Origin of the sequence: Bacillus sp. 16GRE42 (assembly GCF_019837435.1) — a bacterium.
GTDB lineage: Bacteria > Bacillota > Bacilli > Bacillales > Bacillaceae_G > Bacillus_A > Bacillus_A wiedmannii.
In genome coordinates this window covers 23,301-50,144 of record NZ_JADAXF010000001.1, presented here as the reverse complement: position 1 = coordinate 50,144, position 26,844 = coordinate 23,301, and the positions used below count along the sequence as shown (strand labels likewise).

Annotated in this window: 26 protein-coding genes and 3 pseudogenes; 8 read left to right on the top strand and 21 right to left on the bottom strand. The window is 32.9% G+C overall.

The window, feature by feature from the left end; translation table 11 throughout:
• Nucleotides 1-37 precede the first annotated feature (37 nt).
• A complete protein-coding gene (locus ILS93_RS00230) occupies nt 38-1,705 on the bottom strand; it encodes a SpaA isopeptide-forming pilin-related protein (protein WP_222659559.1) in 1,668 nt (555 codons plus the stop codon).
• 572 nt (nt 1,706-2,277) lie between these two features.
• On the opposite strand from ILS93_RS00230, the gene ILS93_RS00225 reads away from it, so the two are divergent.
• A complete protein-coding gene (locus ILS93_RS00225) occupies nt 2,278-3,504 on the top strand; it encodes an AraC family transcriptional regulator (RefSeq protein WP_222659557.1) in 1,227 nt (408 codons plus the stop codon).
• A 298-nt stretch (nt 3,505-3,802) separates the two neighbouring features.
• Here ILS93_RS00225 and ILS93_RS00220 read toward each other — a convergent pair whose 3' ends face one another.
• From ILS93_RS00220 to yqeK, 7 genes and pseudogenes are all read right to left on the bottom strand, one after another.
• Nucleotides 3,803-6,469 carry a M4 family metallopeptidase gene (locus ILS93_RS00220; protein WP_222659555.1) on the bottom strand — a complete coding sequence of 889 codons (2,667 nt, stop codon included), beginning with the start codon at nt 6,467-6,469 and terminating at the stop codon, nt 3,803-3,805.
• Between the two features lie 208 nt (nt 6,470-6,677).
• Entirely contained in the window at nt 6,678-7,052 is a 375-nt protein-coding gene (locus ILS93_RS00215; RefSeq protein ID WP_001059012.1) for a hypothetical protein, read from the bottom strand.
• 108 nt (nt 7,053-7,160) lie between these two features.
• Nucleotides 7,161-8,009, bottom strand: coding sequence for a GNAT family N-acetyltransferase (locus ILS93_RS00210; RefSeq protein ID WP_000617082.1), 849 nt, complete (start codon nt 8,007-8,009; stop codon nt 7,161-7,163).
• Nucleotides 8,010-8,111: 102 nt separating this feature from the next.
• Entirely contained in the window at nt 8,112-8,747 is a 636-nt protein-coding gene (locus ILS93_RS00205; RefSeq protein ID WP_222659553.1) for an SDR family oxidoreductase, read from the bottom strand.
• 15 nt (nt 8,748-8,762) lie between these two features.
• Entirely contained in the window at nt 8,763-9,503 is a 741-nt protein-coding gene (gene mtnN, locus ILS93_RS00200; protein ID WP_222659551.1) for a 5'-methylthioadenosine/S-adenosylhomocysteine nucleosidase, read from the bottom strand.
• Nucleotides 9,500-10,182: pseudogene (locus ILS93_RS00195) on the bottom strand (DUF3885 domain-containing protein). The gene mtnN and the pseudogene ILS93_RS00195 overlap by 4 nt, the downstream one beginning before the upstream one ends.
• Before the next feature lie 13 nt (nt 10,183-10,195).
• Nucleotides 10,196-10,804 (bottom strand): bis(5'-nucleosyl)-tetraphosphatase (symmetrical) YqeK, encoded by a 609-nt coding sequence (gene yqeK / locus ILS93_RS00190; RefSeq protein ID WP_222659548.1) that lies wholly within the window; start codon nt 10,802-10,804, stop codon nt 10,196-10,198.
• A 192-nt stretch (nt 10,805-10,996) separates the two neighbouring features.
• On the opposite strand from yqeK, the gene ILS93_RS00185 reads away from it, so the two are divergent.
• The 3 genes from ILS93_RS00185 (at nt 10,997) to ILS93_RS00175 (ending at nt 14,037) form a co-directional block, all read left to right on the top strand.
• Complete coding sequence (locus ILS93_RS00185) at nt 10,997-11,692, top strand: response regulator transcription factor (protein WP_001038818.1); 696 nt, start codon at nt 10,997-10,999, stop codon at nt 11,690-11,692.
• Nucleotides 11,682-12,839 (top strand): sensor histidine kinase, encoded by a 1,158-nt coding sequence (locus ILS93_RS00180; RefSeq protein ID WP_064475297.1) that lies wholly within the window; start codon nt 11,682-11,684, stop codon nt 12,837-12,839. The genes ILS93_RS00185 and ILS93_RS00180 overlap by 11 nt, the downstream gene beginning before the upstream one ends.
• Before the next feature lie 181 nt (nt 12,840-13,020).
• Nucleotides 13,021-14,037 (top strand): D-alanyl-D-alanine carboxypeptidase family protein, encoded by a 1,017-nt coding sequence (locus tag ILS93_RS00175; protein ID WP_222659546.1) that lies wholly within the window; start codon nt 13,021-13,023, stop codon nt 14,035-14,037.
• A gap of 58 nt (nt 14,038-14,095) precedes the next feature.
• On the opposite strand, the gene ILS93_RS00170 is transcribed toward ILS93_RS00175, so the two are convergent.
• The 5 genes from ILS93_RS00170 to ILS93_RS00150 all read right to left on the bottom strand — a co-directional run bounded on the left by ILS93_RS00170 (nt 14,096) and on the right by ILS93_RS00150 (nt 16,898).
• Entirely contained in the window at nt 14,096-14,554 is a 459-nt protein-coding gene (locus ILS93_RS00170; protein ID WP_088046630.1) for a DinB family protein, read from the bottom strand.
• 2 nt (nt 14,555-14,556) lie between these two features.
• Nucleotides 14,557-15,297 carry an alpha/beta fold hydrolase gene (locus ILS93_RS00165; protein ID WP_064475294.1) on the bottom strand — a complete coding sequence of 247 codons (741 nt, stop codon included), beginning with the start codon at nt 15,295-15,297 and terminating at the stop codon, nt 14,557-14,559.
• A complete protein-coding gene (locus ILS93_RS00160) occupies nt 15,290-15,850 on the bottom strand; it encodes a nucleoside/nucleotide kinase family protein (RefSeq protein WP_064475965.1) in 561 nt (186 codons plus the stop codon). Before ILS93_RS00160 ends, ILS93_RS00165 begins: the two co-directional genes overlap by 8 nt.
• Before the next feature lie 51 nt (nt 15,851-15,901).
• Nucleotides 15,902-16,423, bottom strand: a complete 522-nt coding sequence (locus ILS93_RS00155) for a GNAT family N-acetyltransferase (RefSeq protein WP_081257245.1) — start codon at nt 16,421-16,423, stop codon at nt 15,902-15,904.
• Nucleotides 16,424-16,541: 118 nt separating this feature from the next.
• The gene (locus ILS93_RS00150) at nt 16,542-16,898 is read right to left on the bottom strand and encodes a hypothetical protein (RefSeq protein ID WP_064475292.1); all 357 of its coding nucleotides are present in this window, start codon (nt 16,896-16,898) and stop codon (nt 16,542-16,544) included.
• 711 nt (nt 16,899-17,609) lie between these two features.
• Here ILS93_RS00150 and ILS93_RS00145 point away from each other — a divergent pair.
• On the top strand, nt 17,610-17,939 hold the full coding sequence (locus ILS93_RS00145) for a hypothetical protein (protein ID WP_064475291.1): 330 nt from the start codon (nt 17,610-17,612) through the stop codon (nt 17,937-17,939).
• Nucleotides 17,940-18,046: 107 nt separating this feature from the next.
• Here the strand turns inward: ILS93_RS00145 and ILS93_RS28600 are convergent.
• The 4 genes and pseudogenes from ILS93_RS28600 to ILS93_RS00135 all read right to left on the bottom strand — a co-directional run.
• Nucleotides 18,047-18,326: pseudogene (locus tag ILS93_RS28600) on the bottom strand (N-acetylmuramoyl-L-alanine amidase); the annotation flags it as partial.
• 1 nt (nt 18,327) lies between these two features.
• Nucleotides 18,328-18,496 (bottom strand): annotated as a pseudogene (locus ILS93_RS28595) (terminase large subunit); the annotation flags it as partial.
• A 57-nt stretch (nt 18,497-18,553) separates the two neighbouring features.
• Nucleotides 18,554-18,934, bottom strand: a complete 381-nt coding sequence (locus ILS93_RS00140) for a hypothetical protein (RefSeq protein ID WP_064475290.1) — start codon at nt 18,932-18,934, stop codon at nt 18,554-18,556.
• A 166-nt stretch (nt 18,935-19,100) separates the two neighbouring features.
• Nucleotides 19,101-19,271, bottom strand: a complete 171-nt coding sequence (locus ILS93_RS00135) for a hypothetical protein (protein ID WP_000284253.1) — start codon at nt 19,269-19,271, stop codon at nt 19,101-19,103.
• A 328-nt stretch (nt 19,272-19,599) separates the two neighbouring features.
• On the opposite strand from ILS93_RS00135, the gene ILS93_RS00130 reads away from it, so the two are divergent.
• The 3 genes from ILS93_RS00130 (at nt 19,600) to ILS93_RS00120 (ending at nt 21,146) form a co-directional block, all read left to right on the top strand.
• On the top strand, nt 19,600-19,968 hold the full coding sequence (locus ILS93_RS00130; RefSeq protein WP_222659544.1) for an FtsB family cell division protein: 369 nt from the start codon (nt 19,600-19,602) through the stop codon (nt 19,966-19,968).
• A gap of 197 nt (nt 19,969-20,165) precedes the next feature.
• Complete coding sequence (locus tag ILS93_RS28895) at nt 20,166-20,648, top strand: exosporium leader peptide-containing protein (protein WP_222659542.1); 483 nt, start codon at nt 20,166-20,168, stop codon at nt 20,646-20,648.
• A 300-nt stretch (nt 20,649-20,948) separates the two neighbouring features.
• A complete protein-coding gene (locus ILS93_RS00120; RefSeq protein ID WP_000358738.1) occupies nt 20,949-21,146 on the top strand; it encodes a hypothetical protein in 198 nt (65 codons plus the stop codon).
• Nucleotides 21,147-21,589: 443 nt separating this feature from the next.
• On the opposite strand, the gene ILS93_RS00115 is transcribed toward ILS93_RS00120, so the two are convergent.
• The 4 genes from ILS93_RS00115 to mvaB are packed head-to-tail and all read right to left on the bottom strand — an operon-like array spanning nt 21,590 to nt 26,828.
• Complete coding sequence (locus tag ILS93_RS00115) at nt 21,590-23,530, bottom strand: AMP-binding protein (protein ID WP_064475287.1); 1,941 nt, start codon at nt 23,528-23,530, stop codon at nt 21,590-21,592.
• 49 nt (nt 23,531-23,579) lie between these two features.
• A complete protein-coding gene (locus ILS93_RS00110) occupies nt 23,580-25,121 on the bottom strand; it encodes an acyl-CoA carboxylase subunit beta (RefSeq protein ID WP_064475286.1) in 1,542 nt (513 codons plus the stop codon).
• A gap of 2 nt (nt 25,122-25,123) precedes the next feature.
• A complete protein-coding gene (locus ILS93_RS00105; RefSeq protein ID WP_048546966.1) occupies nt 25,124-25,912 on the bottom strand; it encodes an enoyl-CoA hydratase in 789 nt (262 codons plus the stop codon).
• 4 nt (nt 25,913-25,916) lie between these two features.
• The gene (gene mvaB, locus ILS93_RS00100; protein WP_000775428.1) at nt 25,917-26,828 is read right to left on the bottom strand and encodes a hydroxymethylglutaryl-CoA lyase; all 912 of its coding nucleotides are present in this window, start codon (nt 26,826-26,828) and stop codon (nt 25,917-25,919) included.
• Between the last annotated feature and the right edge of the window lie 16 nt (nt 26,829-26,844).

Genomic DNA, 26,844 nt, shown 5'->3' with positions numbered 1-26,844 from the left:
CCCTTTTCACATCACTTGGTTACATGTTCCTAAAACCTTAATTATTAGCAAACTTTTTTCTAAAGAAAACAAATGCCGCTGTAGCCATTAACGCAAGGCCTAGTACAGTAAATAGAGTCGTTCCGATACCACCCGTTACAGGAAGAACCCATCCACTTTTATTATTTTCAATCGATAATTTAACCGTTTGATTATTTTCGCTAATCTTTACAACAATAGGGTCCTTTAATAATTGATATGAAGCTGTTGTACCATCTTCTTTTGTATAAGTTGGTGCTTTCGTTTCAAAAATTTGATAGTCTCCATACGGAATGTTAGTCCATTTAATAACACCATTTTCATCTGATACACCTGTGACTTCTTTACCTGCCACAACAACTATTTTTCCATTTTTATCTTTAAGTACAAACTCCGCACCTTTTAATTTCTTCTTATCAGCACCATCAACTTTTGTTAACTCGATAATTCCAGTTGTCGGAACAACAACTATAGGTTTAGATTCCTTTTCTCCAATTACATCATTTTTATTTATAAAATCAATTTTTGCTGTATTTAAAATTTCCGAACCAGATAGTACTCCTTCTTTTACTTGTGATTTAATTTGTAAATGAAATTCTTTTTTACCATCTAACTTTGTGAAATCTTTTACTGTAGCTGTTACTTTTTGGCCTTCTACAGCTACCTCTACAATGCTTGCATTTACTTCCGCTCCATCAATTTTCACGACTGGTTTTCCTTGAATCATTAAACGATTGTCTAAAGTATCTATTACTACATATTTTTTGTATTCTTTAATGTCTTCTGGAATTAATGTTTTGATATCATAATTGTAATTAGTTAACGGATTAATCGGTAACGCTTCCAAATTCCCGTTAATCTTTTTATCAATATTTGGTTCTTCATAGTTTTGCACTTCTACTTTAACTACTGTACCAGAAGTAATTGTTCCATCTTCGTTAATAGTTCCGGAGGTCTTTATAAAAAACTCGTGTTTAGTCGGATCTAGTACATACCCTTTCGGCGCTTTTGTCTCTTGGAAATAGTATTCCCCATACTCTAATCCTTGCACGCGAATATGCCCATTACCATCTGTTGCTAACTCTTTTTTCACTTCTGTACCATCTTTTTTAAATAAAGAGAATACTGCACCTGCTAATGCTTTTTCATTTGCACCAGTCTTTACTAAATCAACTGCACCACGTTTAATCTCATTTTTCGGATACATATGAACATCATAGTTTAGCACTTTACCCTCTTTATTCGTTAATGGAATATCCACTGTATACGTATTTGGATTTAGGTTAACATGCGGAGGTCCTGCCACTTCTTTCACTTCATAACGTCCTAGCGGAAGATCTTTTAATACAGCTTGTCCGTTATCATCTGTTACTACTTGAGTTGGAGTTGCTCCCATTACAGGCTTCACATCTTCTTTCACGATTTTCCCATCGTTTGAAATTTTTTCAAACGATGCAACCCTTTTCACTTCAAACGTTACACCTTTTAACGGTTTCGCATTTGTTGGTACCTCTTGATTTGCAGAGCCATCACCTTCTAGCCCCGGTGCGCCATCTTTTTCTTTTTCTTGTTCATATTTATGAATCGTTAAAGTACCTTTGGATGGTGAAGCTGCCTTTACTAATACACTAGACCATGTAGAAAATGTTAAGAAAAATACTAAAAGCACACTAAATATTTTTTTCATTTCTCTTATCCCCTTTACTACTTCTATCATTTTAAAAATCTCTTTATTACTATTACCCTCTTAAAAGCAATAGTGTGCCAAGTACCAGATTTAAACGAGTAACCTAAAACATAGTCGTCCAACAATCCATTGTTTACAATCACTTATTCACTCTTCTTATTTTCTATTATTACGTTGTCTCTCCGTATGATATATGTAGTTTTCCCCCTGAATTACACTTATATCTCTACTTCGAAAATCGTTACATATTAACTTCTATCGAAAATTCACATTAATTACTTAACTTCAATTCATTAATCTCTCCCTTCCTATCCCTATTTAAAATCCAATCTTAATCATTTTTGATACATATAAGCAATGAACAACGAATAAGTGTGACAATTCATATTTTACGTTCCCCCCTAAAACTATTACCTGTATATTCAAATAATATGTGCTAACCATGTTAAATTATGGTATTATTCTTAGAAGTTTATAATTTTTATAGATAAAGTTTTTCCGTTTCTACTTATTATGAAAAAAGGGAATATATAAACATTCAACTATTACACACAACTGTAAGGAGGAATAATATGACTAAAAAGCTCAGTCTAGTTGAGATAGAGTACATTTGTAATATGTTTTTCCAATCTTTTGAAATTCCAGTTTGTTTTTTAGATTGTAACAAAAATATTCTTTTAGAATTTACATCAAAAGATGATTCACATTCGTTCTATAAATCAAAAATAGAACAGTTACATGTGCTTTTTCAAAAAAATGATTCATTTAATTCGCCTATCTTCAGAATTCACCAATATTTAGGGCACTTCATTTTAATTCACATAAAGAGCCATTATATAGTGAACGGTACTGTTATTATTGGGCCCTTGACACATGTAAATTTTTCTACAAGTAAAACGGATAGTAACCTTAATTTTATTTCGAATTATAAAAGAACAAGAGACCATTATTTTTCATTGTCAGTCAAAGATCAAAATTTCTTTGTAAATATAGCAATATTGTTCTATAACATTCTCTATAAAAAAAATTCAGATGTAAGTACCTTTTCAAATAACAGTGACTCATTTCATGTAAGTCATAGCAGTATCTTAAACGAGGATGTATATATTTCAATGCAAAAAAACGAATCTATCTGTCATAATTTGTATATAGAGAACCAACTACTTGGAGCTATAGAAAACGGGGATAAAGAAAGCGCACTCAAATATTATTACGAATTCCAACAAGAGACTCTTTCATCCTTATCTTCATTTCATCAATTAAGACGTCATAAAAACATTTGTATTTCATCCATCACACTTGCTACTAGATATGCTATAAAAGGAGGACTTCCTTCCGGGATCGCTTACAAGATTTACGATCTACACATTCAAAAGACAGAGGATTTAAAAGACACAGAATCTGTTTGGGATTTATTAAGAAATGTTTTCTGTACTTTTGCAGACCGTGTAAAAGCACAAAAAGTACAGAAGCACTCAAAGACAATCGCTATTTGCAAAAACTATATTTTTGAAAATATTTACAATCAAATATCTGTTAAACAACTTGCTAAATTTGCAAACGTAAATTCAGATTATTTATCTATATTATTCAAAAAAGAAGTCGGTATTTCATTAATTGAGTACATTCAACGTGAACGAATCGAAGAAGCAAAAAAGTTATTAACTTTCACAACCTATCCCTTATCAGACATATGTGCTTCGCTCAACTTTAGTGATCAAAGCTATTTTACTAAAATTTTTAAAAAATTCACTAACGAAACACCTGGTAAATACCGAAAATCTCATGTTGTCATATAGAGTTAAACTTTCATTAAAACAAAGTGTTTTTAGTAACTTATCAATGGCAGATTAGAATTACTTCCACACTCATGGCCTTTTGAATTTAGGCTATTTTTAAATCAAAAAAACACGTTACTATTCTTTTATTTGAATGAGAATAGTAACGTGTTTTATATGTAATGTAGGTCTGTAGGCAAAACAGTGTCCAGGCACAAAGTTTTATAGAAGCCAAATACACTACTTAAATACTAAAATCTTATTAAGTAAAAAATTCATCTAATAATTATTGTGTGAGAAATTATCCCTACTATTATTTTTATATCTTTCTAAATTTGCGAACCAAAGTGAGTACTGTACCGACAATAATCATCCATATGCCCATTGCTGTACTGTTCGTTTCACTTGCACCCGTGTTGGGAAGCTCTTTATATGTAGATTCTTTTTTATCAGAATTAATGCTGTTCGGGATATTACTGTTATTAGTAAGACCTTTAGCTTTGCTAGTATCTTTATCCTTCACTAATACTTTTTGTATTGCATGTACCTCATTACCTACAGAATCTGTGACACTATATATTATTTTAAAAGTACCAGCTTTAGAGGGATCTACATCTCCTTCATAAACTACTTTAGAAGTAAGGTCACCGTTTTCCTTATCAGTAGCTGATACTCCTACCATTGGATCGAATTGATCCCCCTCAGTAATTGTAGTTGTAGCAGGTACTTTTAGTATTGGGATTTCATTTTTAACTTCATCTCTAACTTTGACCGTTACAGTTTGTTCCGCAGTTACTTTATGACCTTTAGAATCTGTAACTATGTACGTTAATACGTAAGTACCGGCTTTAGTGCTATCTACTTCACCATTAACTTTTACTTTAGAAGTAAGGTCGCCGTCTTCTTTATCAATAGCTAATACCTTTGCCATTGGATCGAATGAATCTCCTACATGAATTGTCGCTGCAGTAGGCACTGTTAATGTAGGGTTTAAATCTAATGTTTCTCCATTTCCCTCTACAATTACAGTCTGTGTAGCCGCTGTATGTCCCCCTTGAGAGTCAACGACCGAGTAGTCCACAATGTATGTACCTGGTTTAGAAGTATCTACATCGCCTTTATGTTTTACTTTATTTGTTAAATCACCATCTTCTTTATCAACAGCTTTTACGTTACTCATCGGGTCAAACGTATCACCTATACGCAGTGTAATTGTAAACGGTACAGTTAGCTCTGGGATCTCGTTTTCTGCGTTTTTTTCGTTTTCTTTCACTGTTCCTTTAATTTTTGCTGCATCAAAAGCTTTTTGAACCGCTTCAATCTCAATTGAGTTCGCTCCATATTTGTTTGTTGCAACTTTAAGACACGCTAATCTTAATTCAGAGAAATTAGAAGTCATGTTCAATTCATCAGTATTTGCATAATAGAAAATATCAAACATTTTATCTTCACCAATACCATTTACAGTTACACCGTTATGAGTGCCACCTTGTGCAATTAAATACGCGACTTTATTAATAATACTTGAGTTGAAATGAACGCCCTCATTATCTTCTCCGTTTAAATCACTGTATTTGCTATAATCATCTGGATACGGTACTCCATTAAAAAATTTGACTGCAGATGGATTTTTCATATTACGAAGAGCTGATCCAGTTTGTTCTCCTATTGTCCAATTAAATTCTCCATTATTTATATATTTCTCAATAGCCGTTCCCATAATATCAGATAATGCCTCGTTAATTGCTCCAGATTCTCCGAAAAATTCAAGATTAGATTCGCTAGATGTAACCGCATGTGTAAATTCATGGCCCGCTATATCAAACGCTCTAACCATTGGATCACCATATATAAGCATACTAACATTGTTAACATTAGCACTAAATGCATTTCCCCAATTTTTAGGATCATCTATTTCTCCAGAATCCCATGCATGTACAACTGAAACTACTTTTTTCCCCTTATTATCAAAACTATTACGCTTATATTTGTCTTTATAAAAATCATATACGTTTGTTGCTAAGAAATGAGCACTTACCGCTTTTGGATCATTAAATGTTGTTGAAGTGCTAGTTGCTAATATACCAGGATAATATTTACCTTCTAAAGTAATATCTCTATAATTTACATCGTACGTCTCAATTCCTTGCCCCCTTGTGTAATCAGCAAGCGCATATTTCCCGTTACTTTGTTCAGAAATACCGAATGTACGAGTTATACCTAAATCATCTTTTCCAGTTCCGGTTAATGATTTAAAATTGCTTTTTTTACTCTCCTTAATAGCTTCAACATGCTCTTCACTTACTTTTAAATCTGACTCTTGCACCATATTTTTCAACATATCACCATTATGAGCATTCACTAAATAAGTTCCAGTTACATAGTTTGGTGTTGCAGCAGCAAATGTAACTTGATATGCATTGCTAGCCTGCCCATTATTTTCAGTAACAAAAATAACTTCCTTAACTTCTGGTTCAGAAATAAATTTAATATCGTTCCCGTATTTCGTATAAATATATTGTTTTGCTTCTTCTTTTGAGAAAGTACTAGTGTTCTTTAAATCTACCTGTGTTAAATTTTGTGCACTTTCTCCTGAAATACTTTTAATAATACCCTTTTTATCTACATGGGCAGTCAATTGGTGTCCATATACTTCTTTACCTTCATATATTTGTTGCATACGCACAAGTGTAGTCCCATCATAAGAAGCACGTTTTTGAACAACTTTGTAATCTACTCCTTTGTCCCCACTAACTTGTTTTGGAGACAAAGCATGCTCCGCCTTTTCCTTAAGTGCATCTTTCACTACGTTCTCAGGCATCTTTTGTGATGGTTGTGTAAGTGCACCTGTACGGAACGAATCCTCATGAATTTCAACTTGCATTTGACCCGTTTCTTCTGCATAAGCTATTCCATATGGTGTTACACTTGTTAAAACTAACCCTGTTGTTAATGCAACTATAGCTATTTCTTTTTTATTCTTCATTTTATTTTCCTCGTATAATTTCCTAAAATATGAAACTGCTTCAATGTATTCCTATCAAAAATAGAAAAAATAAAAAGTACATCACATTACGCAAAACTGTATTATAAAAAGATGACTTCTGTAATCAACAAAAGTCACCTCTTCAATATGTCATATCCCTAATATATTTTTAATACATACTTTCTATATGAAAAAGAAAAAGTATTCTTTAACGAGCATTTTGCAATACTTTTATTAGGTCATTTATATTTTCAACTTTTTGCTGAAACTGATCAAGCCTGTTATGTAGCAATGAAGGATTCTTATCTTCAGTTGAAATAACTTTTTTTAATTCTTGTTCTAATTTATCATATGTATCAAAGAAATTATCAAATTCTACACTTATAAGTTCTTCATTTTCACGATAAAATCTTTTTGCTTCTATATAAGTCATATATGATTTATTTAAAAACCCTAATGAAATTAAATATTTAGAAGTGTTTTCTTGATAAATGGCAATATCACATGCTATTTTAATATCAGAATAAGTCTTTTGAACGAAACAATGTAATTCAAAAATCTTAAACTTTAATCCATTATTCATTTCATCCCCTCCCATCCTATCTATTTTACATAAAAAAAGAATATTATACAAAATAAAATATCAATATAGCACAAAAATAAAAAGCGAAATAATGACTCCTTCCGCTTTTTATAACAATACATACATTTCATATTGTGCTAATGAATTCTTTTCAAATCCAGTTTTCTTTAAAAACCCTTCCAGTAAATTGTTGTTTGGAAACCCAATTGATAAACTTGATACATGTAAGTTTTCTCTTGCTACTTGTAATAATTTTGATCCAATACTACGATTTCTATAGTCTTTGTCTACGAATATAAAACTAATTTTACCTTGTTCATTCATACATATTGAACCCTTTAAATCATTATCGACATATGCACCGTAAAATGTATTATTTGTTTTTTCGATATAATCCATATCATTTTGCCAATTTATATGGAAGTGTAACCATTTCTGAATTTCAACTTTAAAAGCTGGAAATTCTAATTGTTTTACTTCAATTTCCTTACAATCTTTATTTATTATTTTAGTCATATCTTTTAAATTATAATAAGATAGATCGTACACTTTTTCATAGCCTAATTTCGTATAAAAATGAATCGCTCGGTCATTGCCTACAATGACTTCAAGAAAAAGTTGCTTACACTCATTTTGAAGCGCCTCTTCCTTATGCAGTTCAAATAATTTTTGACTCACACCAATACCGCGGTAATTAGGATGAACCGCTAATGTTCCACAACGCATTGTTTTTATGTTTTCATAATCCTTTATCCCGCCAAGTATTACACCAACAGATTTGTTACCGTCTAAAGCAAGAAAGGAATGTTTTAGTGAATTCCCTTCTGGTCCCAAAAACCTTTTTATAAAATCTTCTTTTGAAACTTCCATTTTAATAATGTAATCTGAAAATCCATCTTTAAAAGCTTCATACACTAAATCTATACTTACTTCACTGCATCTTTTGTATTGAATCATATAAAATTCTCCCCCACTTACTCGTGTTAAACTTAGCATTCAAATACGTAAAATGTACTAGTGCCAATCTACCCATCATTCTTTAACTTTTAATTAAACCATTTAATTTGAAATAAACGGGCACTTCCCTACATATCTCTCACTGTTAATTTGTTTTATCACAAATGGTGCAATATCACTATTTTGAATTTTGATTCCTGGCATATCTACTAAACTCTCCTTTATATTTCCAATGCTCTTCCCTTCCATAACAAATGGTAATCTAACCATTGTCCAATCTACATCACTACCTTGAATAGTTTGCAATTCTTTATATTTATCTTGCATCATCTTTGATAAAAATGCTTTAAACAAGGTAGCTCCTATTTTATTTACAATTCCCTTTTGATCTTCTGTAACATCTAAAGAACCACCAGAAATTAGAATATATCGTTTTATTTCAAACTCTTTCATTGCTTCTAAAATATGCTTTGTTACTGTGCTAAAAATATAAGATTCATTTTTTGGTTGACCTACCGCATTAATTACAGCTTGACACCCTTGAAGTAATTCACGTATTGAAGAAAAATCACGTGCATCTCCAATAATAGTCTCTAAATTTTCATTAGTTATCGTCATATTATTAGAATTTCTTGTTAATATTTTTACTTGATATCCCTTTTCTAATGCTTCGTTTACAAGGAATTTCCCAGCTTTCCCGTTTGCACCCAGAATAGCTATTTTATTTGTACTTTCCAATATTAATCCCTCTTACTATCTATTATTTACTACATTAATCTCATACACACGTAAAAAAGCAATTAAATGCTCGCACGCTCGTTCACACGCTAACATTTTAAAGATTTTTTGTTCCTCTTTCGTTTTATCATTTGCTTGATCTGAAGCAGCTTTTAAAATGAGAAAAGGTTTTTTATTGATTTGACACACATAAGCAAAAGCTGCCACTTCTTGATCAACCGCCAATGCTCCATATACAGTATGGAGTAAATATCTCATTTCTGAACTACGGATACGTTGATCTCCAGATAAAAATGTACCATAATGAATCGGATCATAAGATCGTATCTTTTTTATTCTTCTTACAAGTGACTTTGTTGTTTCAATAGGTGCTGTTCTACCATTATATAAATTAAAAACATCTTCCCCCGAACCAGCAGCAGTAACGTCGTGTTGTATTGCATTAAGGGCTACTACAATATGTCCATTTTTCACCTTATTTGATAGACTTCCACATATACCTGTCATAAACAACTCATCTGGCTGAAATTCACTAATTAATAATTGCGCACAACTAGCACAGCTTACTTTCCCAACTCCAGTTATAACAGAAATAATTTCCAGATCATTGATATAATGAAAATGAAATTCCCAAGCTGCTCTTTTTTCAATGCGTTCACTTGGATAATATTGATGCAAATACGTAAGTTCTGGTTCCCATGCGGCTACGATTGCAATACGTTTCATTACACGCTTCACTTCCCCTATTGTTGTCATGTAAATAAGTTATCTATACTTTCTCGTTCATAATCTGGAATCCACTCTTTATATTTCTCATATAAATTTCGCATTGTTTCTTTATTCTTCGCAATTACTTCACATCCTCTATCATCATAAACAAACATGATAATATCTTTCGTTGCATTTATGAGAAATACATCTGGATAAGAAATCTCTTCCTTACGTCCAAAACGAGGATTAAGACCTGGAAAACCTTCATGATTCGCAGCTTGAATAAGCGGTTTATACTTTATATCGCTAGCAAAACATTTTAACGAAAGTTGATATGTACAATATAAATTAGCTTCTTCATCTTCAAATAGAAAAGGTACTGTTTCTTGTCTTATTTGGAACTTTAAATCCCTCTTTTTAATAAATCGATTATATACATTTATTTTCTGCGAATTTTTCACGTTTTCCTTTTTAAATCGATAAACATTTGTTACTAAAAACACTTCATCTTCTTTTGAAAATATATCTTCAAATAAGTATTTATTATATGTATATAGTTGAGTGAAGTATTCCATATTTACATCGTCGGTTCTTTCGACATTTCGACATTTGGACATTTCCCTTTCCCAAAATGAAAATGCAAATGATTTTTCCACTGAAAGTATATATGTGGTACTAATGTAACTCCAGGAAATGTTTGATTCATATATTCTTTTAATTGCATTCTTATACCCTTTCTACTCTACAATTTCTTTTAACTGCCAATATGCATCATCTAGCCACGGATGTAAAACTTTCAACGTGTCTCTTCTATCCCACAAATATGAAATATATGAAAAAGCACCATGTTCTAAAGATTTTTCTAATCCTTTTTTTACTTCTACTAAATAAGGTGGTGTCCCATTATGATCCCACTCTATTTTATCAGCAACAAATAACACTAAATCCATCTTCGTTGCATGCTTACGTAGTGTAGTATGACAATTAATTGCATTTAAAATTTCTTCATCTTCCACTTTAAATATCTCTTTTGCAATTATTTTCGACAATTTTTGATGAATAATCATCGGGAATTCTCGTTCTTCTAGTAATATCTCTATTCCAAATTGTTCAGCAACTGCAACCCGCTCTTCATTCGGAAAGATTGCACTAATATCATGTAAATATGCTGCCATTGCTGCCTTTTCCTCGTTTTCATGATACTTAATCGCAATTTTCTGGGCTTCATTTGCTACCCGAATTGAATGCTTATATGTAAGTTCTTTATTGTATTTTAATAGAAAAACTTTTATATTATTTTCAATTTTTCCAGTCGGAGTAAATGAATAAATATCTTTATATAACATCATAAGTCCCCCTTCTTCCAAACATTCAATATAACGTTGTATTTAAATATCCTTTTTATTTGTATTCGTTATGAATGTTTTAATCCCTTTTTTATACGTTACATGAAATTTTATGTGGAATCATGGCTACAAAATACATAAATGTTTGATATTATAGTAATGTTAATGATTTGTTAGGAAAGGAACTACATAATGAATAAAAACATATTAATTATTGATGATGATAAAGAAATTGTTGAGTTACTTGCTGTTTATTTGCGAAATGAAGGCTATAACATTTATAAAGCATACGATGGCGATGAGGCATTGCAAATGATTTCTACATATGAAGTTGACCTTATGGTTTTGGATATAATGATGCCAAAACGAAACGGATTAGAAGTTTGCCAGGAAGTTCGTGAGAATAATACTGTACCTATTCTTATGCTGAGTGCAAAAGCCGAAGATATGGATAAAATATTAGGTCTTATGACAGGTGCAGATGATTATATGATTAAGCCATTCAATCCATTAGAATTAGTAGCTAGAGTGAAAGCTTTGTTACGAAGATCATCTTTCCAAAATGCCACTTCCTCCAAAAATGAAGATGGTATTATTCGTATTCGTTCTGCTGAAATACACAAACATAATCATACTGTTAAAGTAAATGGAGAATATATTAAACTTACATCTATTGAATTTGATATTTTATATTTACTTGCGAGTAATACCGGAAGAGTATTTAGTTCCGAAGAAATTTTTGAACGCGTTTGGAATGAAGATGGTTATGGCTCAAATAAAACTGTAATGGTCCACATTAGTAATTTACGGGATAAACTTGAAACAGGAATGAATGGAGAGAAGTTTATTCATACTGTTTGGGGAGTAGGCTATAAAATTGAGAAATGAAGCATTTGATATATTAAAAGATATCCCAAAATGGAAGTTGATTTTTTGGTTTATGTTAGCCATCACACTTACTCCTATTACTGAATTAATAATATATCGTCTTGTTACAAGTGTAATTGAAAGTTCACTTACATTAAGCGAACTCGGCAAAGAATTCATTAGAATTTTTGGATATGAAAAATATAAAGGAATAAAAGAATCTCTCTGGATGATGATTGTATCTTATTTGTTTTTATTTTCTATTTTTTCATCCTACCTATACATTTTTTATCGTCATGAAAGAAAGCTTTACTATGAAACTTGTATTAAAAAAATGATAGAAGAGATTCGTTATATTGCAGATGGAAACTTCAATCATAAAATTTCTATCGTACATCATAATTATCTGGAAGAGTTAGCGACCGGTGTTAATCAAATTGTTGAACAATTGAAAGTCTCAATTGATGAAGAAAGACAGGCGGAACAAGCTAAAAGTGAACTTATTACAAATGTATCGCATGATTTACGTACTCCTCTTACCTCTATAGTTGGATACGTGAATTTAATCCACCATGATAATTATAGAGATGAAGTGGAATTACGCTATTACATACAAGTCATTTACGATAAAGTAACCCGTCTTAATGCATTAATGAATGATTTGTTTGAATATACACGTGTTCAAAATAAAGAGTTAAGTTTATTTTCTGCTCCTATTGATATTGTAGAGCTACTTGGACAATTAACTGTTCAATTCCGCATACAGGTTCAAGAAGCTAATATAGAATGTCGACCTTCTTTTCCATCTCAAAAACTCATGGTATTAGCTGATGGTGATAAATTAGTTCGCGTATTTGAAAATCTAATTATTAATGCTATCGCTTATGGTAGCGATGGTGAGTATATTGATATTACTGCTTACGAAAGTAATAATATGATTGCAATTGATATTACAAATTACGGCCAGCCTATTCCGAGTACCGATTTACCTCATATTTTTGAACGTTTTTATCGCGTGGAGAAATCGCGCTCGACAAACACTGGTGGATCTGGACTCGGATTGGCAATTGCAAAAAGTATTGTCGAATTGCATAAAGGAACAATTGAAGTATATAGTGATGAGAAAAGAACAACTTTCACTATAAAACTACAACCATATAAATGTTAATACAATTTAATTTTAGGTTCAATTTCTTATCATATAAGAAATTGAACCTTTTATTTTCCATCAATATCCAAAATTAAATAATCCTTTATAATTCTTTAGAAATTCTTTACCTTTTCTTTCTTCCTAATTAAGCATTCTTTTTTACAATACTATTATTGATGTCATAGTAGGAGGATCGCTTATGCAATTCTTGAAAAAATTCACAATTTTATTATTATCTTTTGTTATTACAGCACTTATCGTTTTATATTTTTACCTTTATGTAAATGGTCCAATTATTCAAGCTAAATCAGCTATTTTAATAGATGCTAATTCAGGTGAAGTTGTTTATAAAAAAAATGAAGAAATTCCTATACAATCAGCTACTTTATCTAAATTAATGACAGAGTATATCGCAATGGAGCAGCTGAATAAAGGGAAAATACAGTTAGATGAATTAGTAAAAATAAATAACGAAGTTTTCCGAGCAGAAACGAGCCCTATACAAGTAACTTCGAAAGATAAAACGACAGTTCGTGATTTACTTCATGCATTGTTTTTGACAGGGAATAATCGTTCCGCACTTGCCCTTGCAGAACAGATTGCTGGAAACGAAGATAACTTTACACTTGTAATGAATGAGAAAGCAAAACAACTAAAGTTATCACAACCATCCCCGTTTCTAAATGCTACTGGAATGAATAACGATACAAATAAACAATCAACTACAACAGCTATAGACGTAGCTAAACTAGCAACACAATTAGTAAAAGACTTTCCTAATGTATTGAACATTACGAAACTAACCTCTTACCAATTTACCTTCAAAGACTCAAAAGTTTTCAACACAAATAAAATGATTTATTCCCTTAATAAAAACATTAAACTCCAAGGTGTTGATGGCTTACAAACTAGTTTTTCAACTAATGGTAATTATAGTTTTGTCAGTACAGCAAAACGAGGAGATACTAGACTTATTTCAGTAATATTAGACGCCGACGATGAAAACAGTACTTTTATTGAAACAAAAAAATTACTACAGTATGGTTTTGATCCTTCCTCGTACTCTGCACTCCAAGCTTTTAAAGATACTGTTACATCGTGGACAGTTTTACTTCAGTTTAAAAATTTGATTATACAAACATTATTGATTTTCTTCATTATTACAATTTTAATGTTTTTACATATACGTCAGAAAAAATCCGAGGATTTCAACTAAGAAATCTTCTTATATATAAAAACCGGCTTGCATTCACAGTGCAAGCCGGTTTCTAAATCTATAGTCCTCTTCCAATTAAATTCGCTGAAACAGGCTGAAGATTTAATTCTCTCGCCCATATAGATAGCTGACCGATATGGTGAATTTCATGTACAATTACATGTCTTAAAACTTCACCGTATGTATATGTTTTATCTGTCCACGAAGCTTTTAATATCTTACATTCTAGGCTAAATGACCACAACTGTAAAAAATCTTCTAATTCTCGTATATATAAATTAGATAACGCTTTCACTTTTTGGATGGATTGATAATCTTTAAACTGCGGTTCATTATCTTCTTTTCCTTGAAGCGCACTAATCCAGCTGTACTCAACATCGACAATATGGAATAATGTTTCTAAAACACTTCCAACACCACCTACACGCTTGCGGAGTAATTCTTCCTCTGAAAGTTGTTCACACCACTTAAACCAATCATCTCTTACTTGCCAATTGTATTGAAATAACGTGTACATATTTATCTCTCCCCTACCTCAACAATCCACTTAACCGCATCTATTACATAATATGGTTCATCTTTTTGAATATAGTGACCGCTTTGTTCTGCAATTACAAATTTATGATTGTACGATAATCGTAATAATTCTTCTTGCAACTGTAACCACTTCAGTTGTGCAGCTTGCGAATAAAAAGTTTTTTTACCAGCAGCTAACACGACAAGTGGAATATCATTCATTGATTTACAATGTCTATCTACTTCACTTAAACTAAATGTAAACTCTTCATAAGAACTTTCATATACAAACTGTTTATAGTAAGCTTCTTGAAATTCTGGAGACATGATTGGCAGAAAATCTTCTTTATAATTTTCCGGTGTCGAATCAACCAAAACGATTCCCAACATATCTTCGGGATAAAAAGTCGCAAATAAACGTGCATTTATACCGCCAAAAGAATGTCCTACAAAAATATAAGGTGGTTTCAATTGTAATTGCGCCAAGCAACACCTTAAATCTTTTACCATTTCAGAACTAATACGTCTCTTGGAACTCTTCCCACTTTTTCCTACGCCCGCTCGATCATATGTAAGTACCGTCCCATATTCCGTCAACTCTTTAGCGATATGATCCCATGTCTTTGAATAATCGCCATAGCCTGCCTCCATTATAATAACAGGTTGCAACTGCTTTCCTTGGAATACTTTTGAATACATTTTAAAATCATCAACTTGTACATATTCCTCTATACATTTAACCATTGACGATTACTTCTCTCCGATTAAGTGACTCTAAAATTTGATTAATTATTTCATCGACAGATAAAGATCCATCCAAAACAATATCTGAATTTGGCTTTACGGTATGAAGTGCCTCTAAATATGCTTTTCTAGCATATGTTATATAGTGTTTTAAATTATTTTGTATTTCACTCATTGTATCTTCCTTAAAATCTCGCAAAATTCTTCTAGCCATCGCAATATCTAAAGGTGTGTCGATAAATATGGTTACATCAATGAATTGTCGCATTTCACTATTTAGGTATGCAAAAGGATAATCTACAATAATATAATCTAGATAACTATTTTGTAACAGATGCTGAATATCCTTAATTAATGGTGTAAGTACCCATTCATCATAATTTGCTCCATCATCAATCCATTTACAAATATCAGCAGGACAATTATCAAAGTCATAGCTATCAAAATATAGTGCTTTTGAATTCATTAACTTGTGAGTTAAACTTTCTGTAACAGTAGTTTTACCTCCTCCTGAAACAGCTGCAACTGAAATTACTTTAGTATTTTTATTCATAACTTCCCACCATACCCCTTTTAATTGACATAACATAATTATAAAAAACTATTATTTTTTATCACTCCATTCATATTCTAACATACTCATTTCCCATAAATTCCAATATGTTTCTCCTACTTTTTTGGATTCTCTTAATAAACCTTCTTTTACAAATCCTATTTTTTCATAACATGAGATGGCCGACGTATTAAAATCATAAACACCAAGAGTTACTCTATGTAGTTTTAATTCTTTAAATGCAATTTGTAATACTGCTTTTATCATATGTTTCCCTATAGAACGCCCTCGCATTTTCGTATCACCAACTAACACTTTTCCAATTCTTGCAGATTTATTTATATTGTCAATTTGCCCAAGTGAAATATGACCAATTACTTTTATAGTCTCTTCATCTATTACTTTAAATGCAAGCGTATTTTTGCATTCAATATATTTTTCTAATTGTTGTTCATGTAAAGGGTATGTAAATACATTTCCTGACCACTGTATTAAAAATTCTTCGCAATCAATCCAATTTATTAATTGTTTGAAATCAGTTCTTGTAAATTGTTTCAGCTTGATCACTCTCATTCTCCTTTCACACAACCTTTTATACACCTTCAAATTTATTTCTATATGAAAAATATATTCCCTTTTAAACAAAATAAAAAGCCATTCATAAGAATGGCTTAGCATCAATAAAGCATAATTACTCTTTATTTGCTACGTCAACACCGTTAAAATCAAACTCATCAACAACAGTTGTAGCAGGTGGTAAAATCGCTTCAATTTTACAAAGAGATATAATTGCTGCAACTGAACCAGGAATAGCAGCCAGCTTAACAACATCGCAAGTTACAGAAGAAACAGTACCTATATAAGTACGTCCTTCAGTGTTAATTCGCACTGTTTTATTAATTAATTTTTTAAGTTCGTCTCTAATTCCTTGTACACAAGAGCTGTCACATTTCTCATGCTGTTCTTTTTTACACTCTTCAAAAACATCCCAACAATCATCATGTTTACACGTACATTTTTTTCTACAATTATTAAATCGAGAACCCAAATCCTCACCCCCTAATCATTTCTATTAGTAAAGTATGTCCAATAGCTTAAAAGTGTACGAGACAAAAGCATAGAAACAAAAAAACAAACACTTGTACTAAACTTTTATATATATATTAAAGACGAATATACTACTGTATGAATACTCAATTCAAATACTCCAAATATGTAGCATTATTAGTATAAACGTGCTTTCAACGACAATAACATTCTTTTCTTTATTAATAACAAAACGGACCTCTAACAATTAAAGGCCTGTTTAATGATTGGACTTGGATTTAATTCTGCTGAATTTAAAATTTAGACAACCTCTTTCTCAAACGAACCTGTTTTTTTTAATAAGCCGGCTCCTTTAAGAGGGACCAGCTTTTCCTATTACTTCACATATACATAGGCTTTGTTTGCAGTAATATAGTATGTTTTGCCTTTGCTGTTGTGAAATATACATTAAAAAAAGCGTACTCCAAAATAAGATATTATTTAAAATTAGAACGTTTTCTTCAACAAGTGTTTGTTGATTAATATCATAACCAGCAGTTCTCTCCACTACCTTTTGAAAATTAAGCATAGTTTGTATGAATTCTATATTTAGTAGAAAGCACTCTATCATATAAAGGTAAAATAATAGGTTAATAAACAAGCCATTTTTTTACTAAAACATAGAATAATATGAACCCTAATTGAAGGGAGGTATAAAAAATGTCCTGGAAAAATGATTGCTGGAGTTCTAAGAAAAAGCATTGTTGTGATGACTGGTGGAAATCTAAAGAACAGCACCATTGTGATGATGATTGGCGTTCTAAAGAAAAGCATTGCAATGATGATTGGTGGAAATCTAAAGAACAACACCATTGTGATGATGATTGGCGTTCTAAACGAAATAAGTGTCGCTGTAAATGTTTCTTTATTTGTTGTCATTGTAAAAGAAAACATTGGTAATATATTAAATGTCAAATTAAAGGAAAGAATATGTCTTTTGGGACCGATAAATACTAGAATATATAAAAAGCTGACTAAATATAGTCAGCTTTTTATATATTAACACGTAGAGATTTAAACTGGCATCTATAATTACTAGTTGAGTGGAGTATTGAAAAATAAGCTGACTCTTATAAATCGACTCTTTAATTACTTCACATACAAATAAGCTTATTTACAGCAGTATGTTTTTCCTTTGCTATTGTGCACCTTGTATTGTAGTGTTCCTTTAACACTTACTTTTGCATCAATAACAAACTCTAATCATACATTAACAGAACCAGCAACGTCTTTATCCTGCCAAGTTGGTGAATCATAGAAACATAAATTATTTCTTTTAGAAACACCACGTTTTCCTCCAATAGATGAATCTACTGTACTTTTTTATCGAACTTCACATAAAAGAATCGTATTTAATCTATTGCTCTTCGCCAAGATTCAACCAGCCGTCTATGAGTTTTAAAAATGTACGCACCATTTTGTCTAACTAAAAGACCACATACACCAAAATCCCGAATACTCGCAAATTCTAATGCTCCTATAAATTTTTGAGCATGTAAATTAGGGAATGGACGATTTGTAAGCAAGAATTTCTGACCATTTCGCAATGCAACATTCTAAAATTAGTATTATAATGGAATTTTCTCATATTTTATTAACTTCCTTATTAGAAAAAGATTATTTTATATAGATTACTATAAGCATCCATAAAGCCAAGACGCCAATGATAGCGAGCGCTATACGTGTAGATAGTACCCTTACTTCAAAGTCTGTTTTCTTGGAAGGTTCAGGATATACAATTATGTAGATTCCCTTTAATAATGCAAGCCATGCAATAAACGTTAGGAACCCCTGCCAGTTGAATACCCATACATTATGTAGGATTACACTACCTAACCCTAGGAAAATCGATAGAAAACCATACATAATACCAAATCCTCTGTCTTCAACCACTAATTTTTTCAATTCACGTAGTACCGATGGTCGTACGAAAAGTATTCCCGATACAATAACCGTTACCCATCCCCAAAACAATCCTAAAAAAGTACTAGTTTCCATTATTAGTTCACTCCCCTCAATTATTTATATTTCAGATATTCCCCCCTTTAGAACAATTCCAACATCTTTATATATAGGCTAAATTCTGCTCTTTTTTAATACAAGTATGGCATATTCTATGCCCATCCTTAATCACCTTATTTCTCTACGAAATGAAATTTTCACATCATTCTTCGTCATCATCTATCCGAATCAACCAAAGTCGCTTTGTACTATTACCGCACACTTTTTCATAGCTTGGAACTAACATGCACCGAAGCCAATATAATGATTTATTCGCCTTTTCACTAACCTCAAAAATTGTCCCCTCTGTAATAAAATGATCACCTTGATACAATGTATACTCGCTTGTCCCATGGCATCATCATTATTCCCCTCCCTATTAAAATAGCGTTTTTGTTTCAAATGATGCTCTCATTAATTCGGATGAATTTACCAGTGTTTTTACCAAAAAATTCATGATATCATTAATTAGTCGAGTACTTCATTATTTGACGATTTCCCTTAGGAGCCCGCGGACAATCGGGAGTTCTTTTATTTAAATAAAAATTTTGTTTAAACTTTACAAAACTCACCTATATTAAAATATCTTCTAAAATCCTTATTGAACATTTATAATACTTTTAAATAGTTTAAATTCTACAATCAGTAATGGAGGCCTTTTAATGGGAAACATCCCAAAAGTATCATCCCAACAATCAAATCCTAATATACCCTCACAGCAAGTGAACCCTAACACCCAACAAGGTAGTAATAAAAAAACAAGACGCCGTATTATAACTATTTTGGTTTTAATATTACCTATAATTTTTGTCTTTCAATATTCTCTTAATAACCAACAAGAAATGATTAAAGAAAAACAAATCACGCTTAATACGGAGCAACAAAAATTATCTTCTTTAAAGAAGGATGGTCATTCCCTTAAAAATGATGTTAAAACTTTAACAGATAGTGAAGAAGAAATTTTAAAATTCGCAAGGAAACTGTATGGATTTTCCAAACCGAATGAAACTATTTTTCAAATAACTGAATAAAATTACACTGCATTACCCAAAAGGCGATTTGAAAATACTCGCCTTTTTATATTTAATTTCTAAAGGAATCGTACTAATCTCTCTTTCTATCAAATAAAAATTTTGTTTAATTTATTAAAATACAACCGCTTGTCCATTTCACTTTGCTCTATCATTACATTTACTATTAGTAATACGATTTTTAGAGGTGATAAATAATGGACGAGTTTTTATCTTTTGCTGCACTTAATCCGGGTTCTATTGGACCTACACTTCCACCTGTTCAACCCTTTCAATTCCCTACTGGTCCCACCGGTTCTACAGGAGCTACGGGTTCAACCGGACCAACCGGACCAACTGGACCAACTGGATTTAATCTTCCTGCTGGGCCTGCATCTATTACTTTGACTTCTAACGAAACCACGACATGTGTATCCACTCAAGGAAATAATACTTTATTTTTTTCGGGTCAAGTATTAGTAAACGGTAGTCCTACTCCAGGAGTAGTGGTCAGTTTTTCATTTAGTAATCCTTCTCTTGCTTTCATGGTTCCTCTTGCTGTCATTACAAATGCTTCAGGTAACTTTACCGCTGTATTTCTAGCCGCTAATGGGCCTGGAACAGTAACCGTTACTGCTTCACTTCTTGATTCTCCTGGAACAATGGCTAGCGTCACTATTACCATTGTGAATTGTCCGTAATGGTTTTATCTTTAAGTACTAAGCAATTTCTGATAAGATGAGCACTGATTTACAGTGCTCATCTTATCATTGGGATGTTCCTTTCAAATGAAATTTCGAAACACCCTACTAAAATAAAGCTTTTATTAAGAACTAATGATCTTTATATTTCTTAAACTTGTCATCACAAGTGATTTTTATAATTAGTTAAATTCTCAATATAGTTTATGTATATAATTCCATTCAAAGATACATAATACCCACGTAACTATTTAAAAACACTTCGTTTTTATATCTAAATTCAAAAAGGAGCTACATAACATGGATAAAAAAAATCTATTAAGTCAACAACTTGATTATGTGTCATCGGATGCGCTGAATACCCCTAGTAAAGCCCAAGAGCAAATGCAAGAAACATCTCAGGAGGCACATGATTCAAACAAAAAGGACAGTACTCAAGCTTTACATGGCGACGATTTACCAATTTCAGATGTATATAGAACAACGAACAAGCAGTAAATTTAAAAGGGAAAAATCTTAAGAACGAGTGAACTTAATTCTTTTCCCTTTTCCTATTTAATTAACACTTTTATATGGAACCCGTACACATTTTTGACACATCCACTATCACAATCTCCTGAAAATTCGTGATAATATTAATTTGTCGAATACGCCAAATTTCGACATTGAACGACAATGATATCTCCTTTATTGAATCCCTGTCCCCCAGGGATTTCTCCTTTTATTCATTACTTTTTTCTTCACTAAATTTTCATTCTTAACAAAATTCAATTACTCCATTGGATAGATATGCAACAGTATCCTATTTTGATAAAAACTAAAAACAAACAGACATACTTAACACTAATAGTAGATTTTTTAACTTCAAATTTACTTTTTCTCTCTTATCTTTTTGTAAACATTAAAAATGAGCTCTATTTACATAGAGCTCATTCGTAATTTTATAGTTTACTAGACTGTAACCCCTGAATAAATGGAACTACTTCAGGATTTACAAGTGATGATAAATCCCCTAATTCTTTTCCTAAGTAAGCAGCTTTAATGACACGTCGCATTACTTTAGAATTACGTGTTTTTGGTAAATCTTCTACAACGTGAATATCTTTTGGACACAATGCTTTTCCGATATGAGAGTTTACTAAACTCATTAATTCTTTCTTTAACTCTCCTGTGAATGTTACATTGTCCCTTAATACTACAAAACAATGACAAACTTCACCTTTTACATCATCAGGTACACCAATCGCGGCAGCTTCTATGACATCATTATGCTTAACAAGAATAGATTCATATTCTGCAGGTCCAATACGTTTTCCAGCAATGTTTAACGTATCATCTGAGCGTCCTGTAATAATATATTGCTCACCATCATAAATCACCCAGTCACCATGAACCCATTTATTTTCAAAACGTGACCAATACGTGTTCACATAACGCTCATCGTCTTCCCAGAAACTTTTCGTCATACCAACCCAAGGTTTCTCTAAACATAATTCTCCAACTTCATCACGAATTGGATTGCCTTGATCATTGAGCACAACCGCTGCCATTCCTGGTAAAGATGCGTTAAAACTAATCGGTGCAATCGGTTTAATAAGGACGTTTCCGAAAATCCCACCAGAAATTTCAGTTCCGCCTGAATAGTTACAAATTGGTACATTATTTTTTCCAACTGTTTCAAATAGCCACATCCAAGGATCTGGATTCCAAGGTTCACCTGTTGATGCGAATACTTCTAAACTCTTGAGCGAATGTTTATTTACATACTCATCACCCTTTGCCATTAACGCACGAATTAATGTTGGTGATATACCGAGATGTGTAATTTCATATTTATCAACGGTCTCCCATAAACGATCTGCTTCTGGGAAATCTGGAACACCTTCGTACATAACCATCGTTGCTCCATTAATGAGAGAGCCGAATAGTAAAAACGGTCCCATCATCCAGCCCATATCAGTTACCCATAATACGCGGTCACCTTGTTTGATGTTCATTCCAAATCCTGCATCAAATGCAGATTTCAAAGGGAAACCAGCATGTGTATGTACTGTTCCTTTCGGTTTCCCAGTTGTACCTGATGTATAAATGAGCATTAACGGATCATCACTATTCATCTCTTCAGCATGTGTAAATGGTTTTTCTTTTTCTAGTGCACTCCATGGGAAATCATAATTATGTGGTGTAAAATCATTTCCTGCATGACGAACAATAACAACTTTTTCAACAGTTGGACAATGTTCGCAAGCTTTATCTACTTCGTCTTTTAATGAAACAACTTTACCTCGGCGTGAAAAACCATCTGCAGTAATGATCATTTTTGATCCTGCCGCTTGTACACGAGTCATGACTGCATCAGACGCAAATCCTGAGAATATTGGTGAAATAATTGCTCCGATTTTCATAACAGCTAACATTGCAACAACTGTTTCTGGAATCATCGGCATATAAATTGTTACACGGTCACCTTTTTCAATACCCGCATGTTTCAAACCGTTTGCAACGCGACTTACCCAGTTGTCAAGATCTTCATATGTAAATGATTTTGAAGTTCCATTTTCTCCCTCGTACTGTAGTGCTGGTTGCGTTCTTGTTTCATCATCTGCAAGCCAGCGTGATAAAACTGATTCTACAACGTTACATGTTCCGCCATTATACCACTGTGCAAACGGTGTACCATTTTCTAAATCTAGCACTTCTGTATAAGGCTTCATCCATTGGTAACCAACCGCTTTCTCAGCTTCTCCCCAAAACCAATCTGTTTCTTCAATAGATTTATTATAAAACGTTTCATAATCTTCATAGCCCAATGATTTCATCCAACCATATAAACGCGTTTTTTCTTTATACTCTTCTGTTGGAAACCAAACTGCTTGTTTCAATGTTTTCCCCTCCTTGACTTTTTGAGCAAGAAAGCCCTAAATAGGGCTTTTAAACTGGATAAACAGGATGTTTACGATCTGTAAATACTTGATATTTACTCATATACATTTCGAATCGTCCTTTTAACTCTTCTCTTAAATTGTTTGGATGAACAATACCATCAATGACCATCTCTGATGCCAAATGGTAAATATCAATATCTTTCTTATACTCTTCGCGTTTTTCAGCAATGAAGCTATTACGCTCTTCTTCTGGTAAAGCTGCAATCTTATTTGCATATACAGCATTGACTGCCGCTTCTGGACCCATTACTGCAATAGAAGCTGTCGGTAATGCTAGGCAGCAATCTGGTTCAAAGGCTGGACCTGCCATTGCATATAAACCAGCACCGTATGCTTTACGAACAACGATAGAAATTTTCGGTACAGTTGCTTCACTCATTGCAGAAATCATCTTTGCACCATGACGAATAATACCAGCACGCTCTACTTTTGTACCAATCATAAATCCAGGTACATCTGCAAGGAATAACAACGGAATATGATATGCATCACATAAATTAATAAACTTCGCTGCTTTATCCGCTGAATCGTGGAATAATACGCCGCCTTTCATACGCGGTTGATTTGCAATAATACCAACTGGCTTACCATCAATACGTGCCAAGCCTGTAATTAGTTCTTGAGCAAATAATTTTTTCACTTCATAGAAAGAACCTTCATCAATAACTCTATTAATGAGATCTTTCATATTGAAAGGAGCATTTTGATTTTCTGGAATGATTTGTTCTAACGTTTTTTCGAATTGTTTCGGTTCTTGAGGTGTAACCAATGGAGTCTTCTCTAAGTAGTTGTTTGGAAAATATGAAATGTATTGTCTTGCTTGTGTAATCGCATCTTCTTCTGTTTTACATAAAACATCTCCGCATCCTGATACAGAGCAATGCATACGAGCTCCGCCCATCTCCTCTAAAGTTACCTTCTCGCCGATAACCATCTCCGCCATACGAGGAGAACCTAAGTACATAGATGCATTTCCTTCTACCATCATAACAATGTCACAAAAAGCTGGAATATATGCGCCACCAGCTGCCGAAGGTCCAAATAATAAGCATACTTGAGGAACTTTACCTGATAATTTCACTTGATTGTAGAAGATTCTTCCTGCACCGCGGCGCCCTGGGAACATTTCTACTTGATCTGTAATACGCGCTCCAGCAGAGTCAACTAAATAAAATAACGGAACACGTAATTTTTCTGCCGTTTCTTGAATACGTAAAATCTTTTCAACTGTACGTGCACCCCATGATCCAGCCTTTACGGTTGAATCATTTGCCATTACGCATGCAGTACGACCATGTATTTTACCCGTTGCCGTTATAACACCATCAGCAGGTAATCCTGTTTGTTCACAATTTGCAAATAATGCATCTTCTACATATTCACCATTATCAAATAAAAGAGCTAAGCGATCTCGAACGAATAGTTTTCCTTTTTCTTTGTTTTGTTCGTGATACTTTGGTGCGCCGCCTTGTTTAATCGTTTCAACTCGTTCTTCAAATGTATTCGATTGTTGTTTTTGGTCTAACATATTTACTCCCCCTTATACATTGGTGTGCGTTTTTCCTTGAATGCTTGTAATCCTTCTAATCTATCTTTCGTATGGATTACACCTTCATACGCTTGTTTTTCCATTTGTAATCCGGTATGTAAATCAACTTGAATACCGTTTGAAATTGCTTCTTTTGCTAATCGAACAGCAATAGGACCATTACTAGCAATTTTCTCTGCTATTTCAATCGCTTTCTCTTCAAGTAAATGAGCTGGTACAACAAATTCTACTAAACCATATTCTTTTGCTTCTTGCGCTGAAATACGTCTGCCTGTATAAATTAATTCTTTCGCTCTACCAACACCAATTAATCTTGGTAAACGCTGCGTACCACCTGCTCCTGGTATAATTGCAAGTGTAGTTTCAGTAAGTCCAAGACTTGCAGATTCAGCCGCAATTCTAAAATCACAAGCTAAACTTAATTCCGTACCGCCACCAAGGGCGATTCCGTTTATAGCAGCAATAACTGGCTGTGGTAATTGTTCAACCATCTCCATAGTAGTGCGAATCATACTAACAGCATGGCGAACTTGTTCCTCATTCATACCAGCACGTTCTTTTAAATCAGCACCAGCACAAAACGCTTTTTCACCAGCACCTGTTAAAATAACTACACGAGTATTGGACTCTTCACTTATTTGAGTTAATATGTTTTGTAACTCTTCTAATAACGCTAAAGATAATGAGTTTGCTTGTCTCTCACGATATAACGAAATCTTTACAACGTGAGGTGTTACATAATTAACTGAAATGTTTTGTAGTTGTAGCATCTTCTCACCTACTTATCGTTTTATGTTGAAGCGCTCTATACACATGACTCGGTAATTGAATATTTAATTTACTTTGAATAAATTGACTTGCTCTCAATAACTTTTCTTCATCAATATTCGTCTGGACTCCTAACTTATGGAGCATATGAACTAAGTCATCGGTTGCAACATTGCCTGATGCTCCTGGTGCATATGGACAGCCCCCAAGACCACCACAAGAACTATCAAATGTTGTAATACCATATTCTAATGACTTAACTACATTGGCCAGAGCCATTCCATACGTATTATGGAAGTGCATTGCAAACTGCGAAGCATCATATTTCTTCAATAAATGTTCTAAAACTTGCTCTACTTGTAACGGATTCGCTACACCAATCGTGTCACCAAGAGATACTTCATAAATGCCGTATGAAAATAGTTGATTACATAATTCGTCAACTGCTGTGGCACTTATATCTCCTTCATAAGGACAGCCAAATACAGTAGAAACATAGCCTCTTACCTTTTTCCCTTCGAATAATGCCTGTTTTGTTATATCTTCAATTACAACTAATGCTTCTTTAATTGATTTATTAATATTACTTTTATTATGAGATTCACTTGCTGATAAAAAAACATTCACCTCATCTACATTTTGCAAAAAAGCTCGTTCCAAACCATTTTGATTTGGAACAAGCGCTGCATAAGTAACATTGGGATCCCTTTTCAGCTCAGAAAACACATCATTTGCATCTGCTAATGCAGGGACCCATTTAGGGTGAACGAATGAGGAAACTTCAACATACGATAATCCCGCCTCTGTAAGTAGTTGAATCCATTTTACTTTATCTTTTGTGCCAACAATCTTTTTTTCATTTTGTAAGCCATCACGTGGCCCGACTTCTTTAATGACAGCAAAATTAGGTAGTTTCAATTCGCTTCCCCCTATA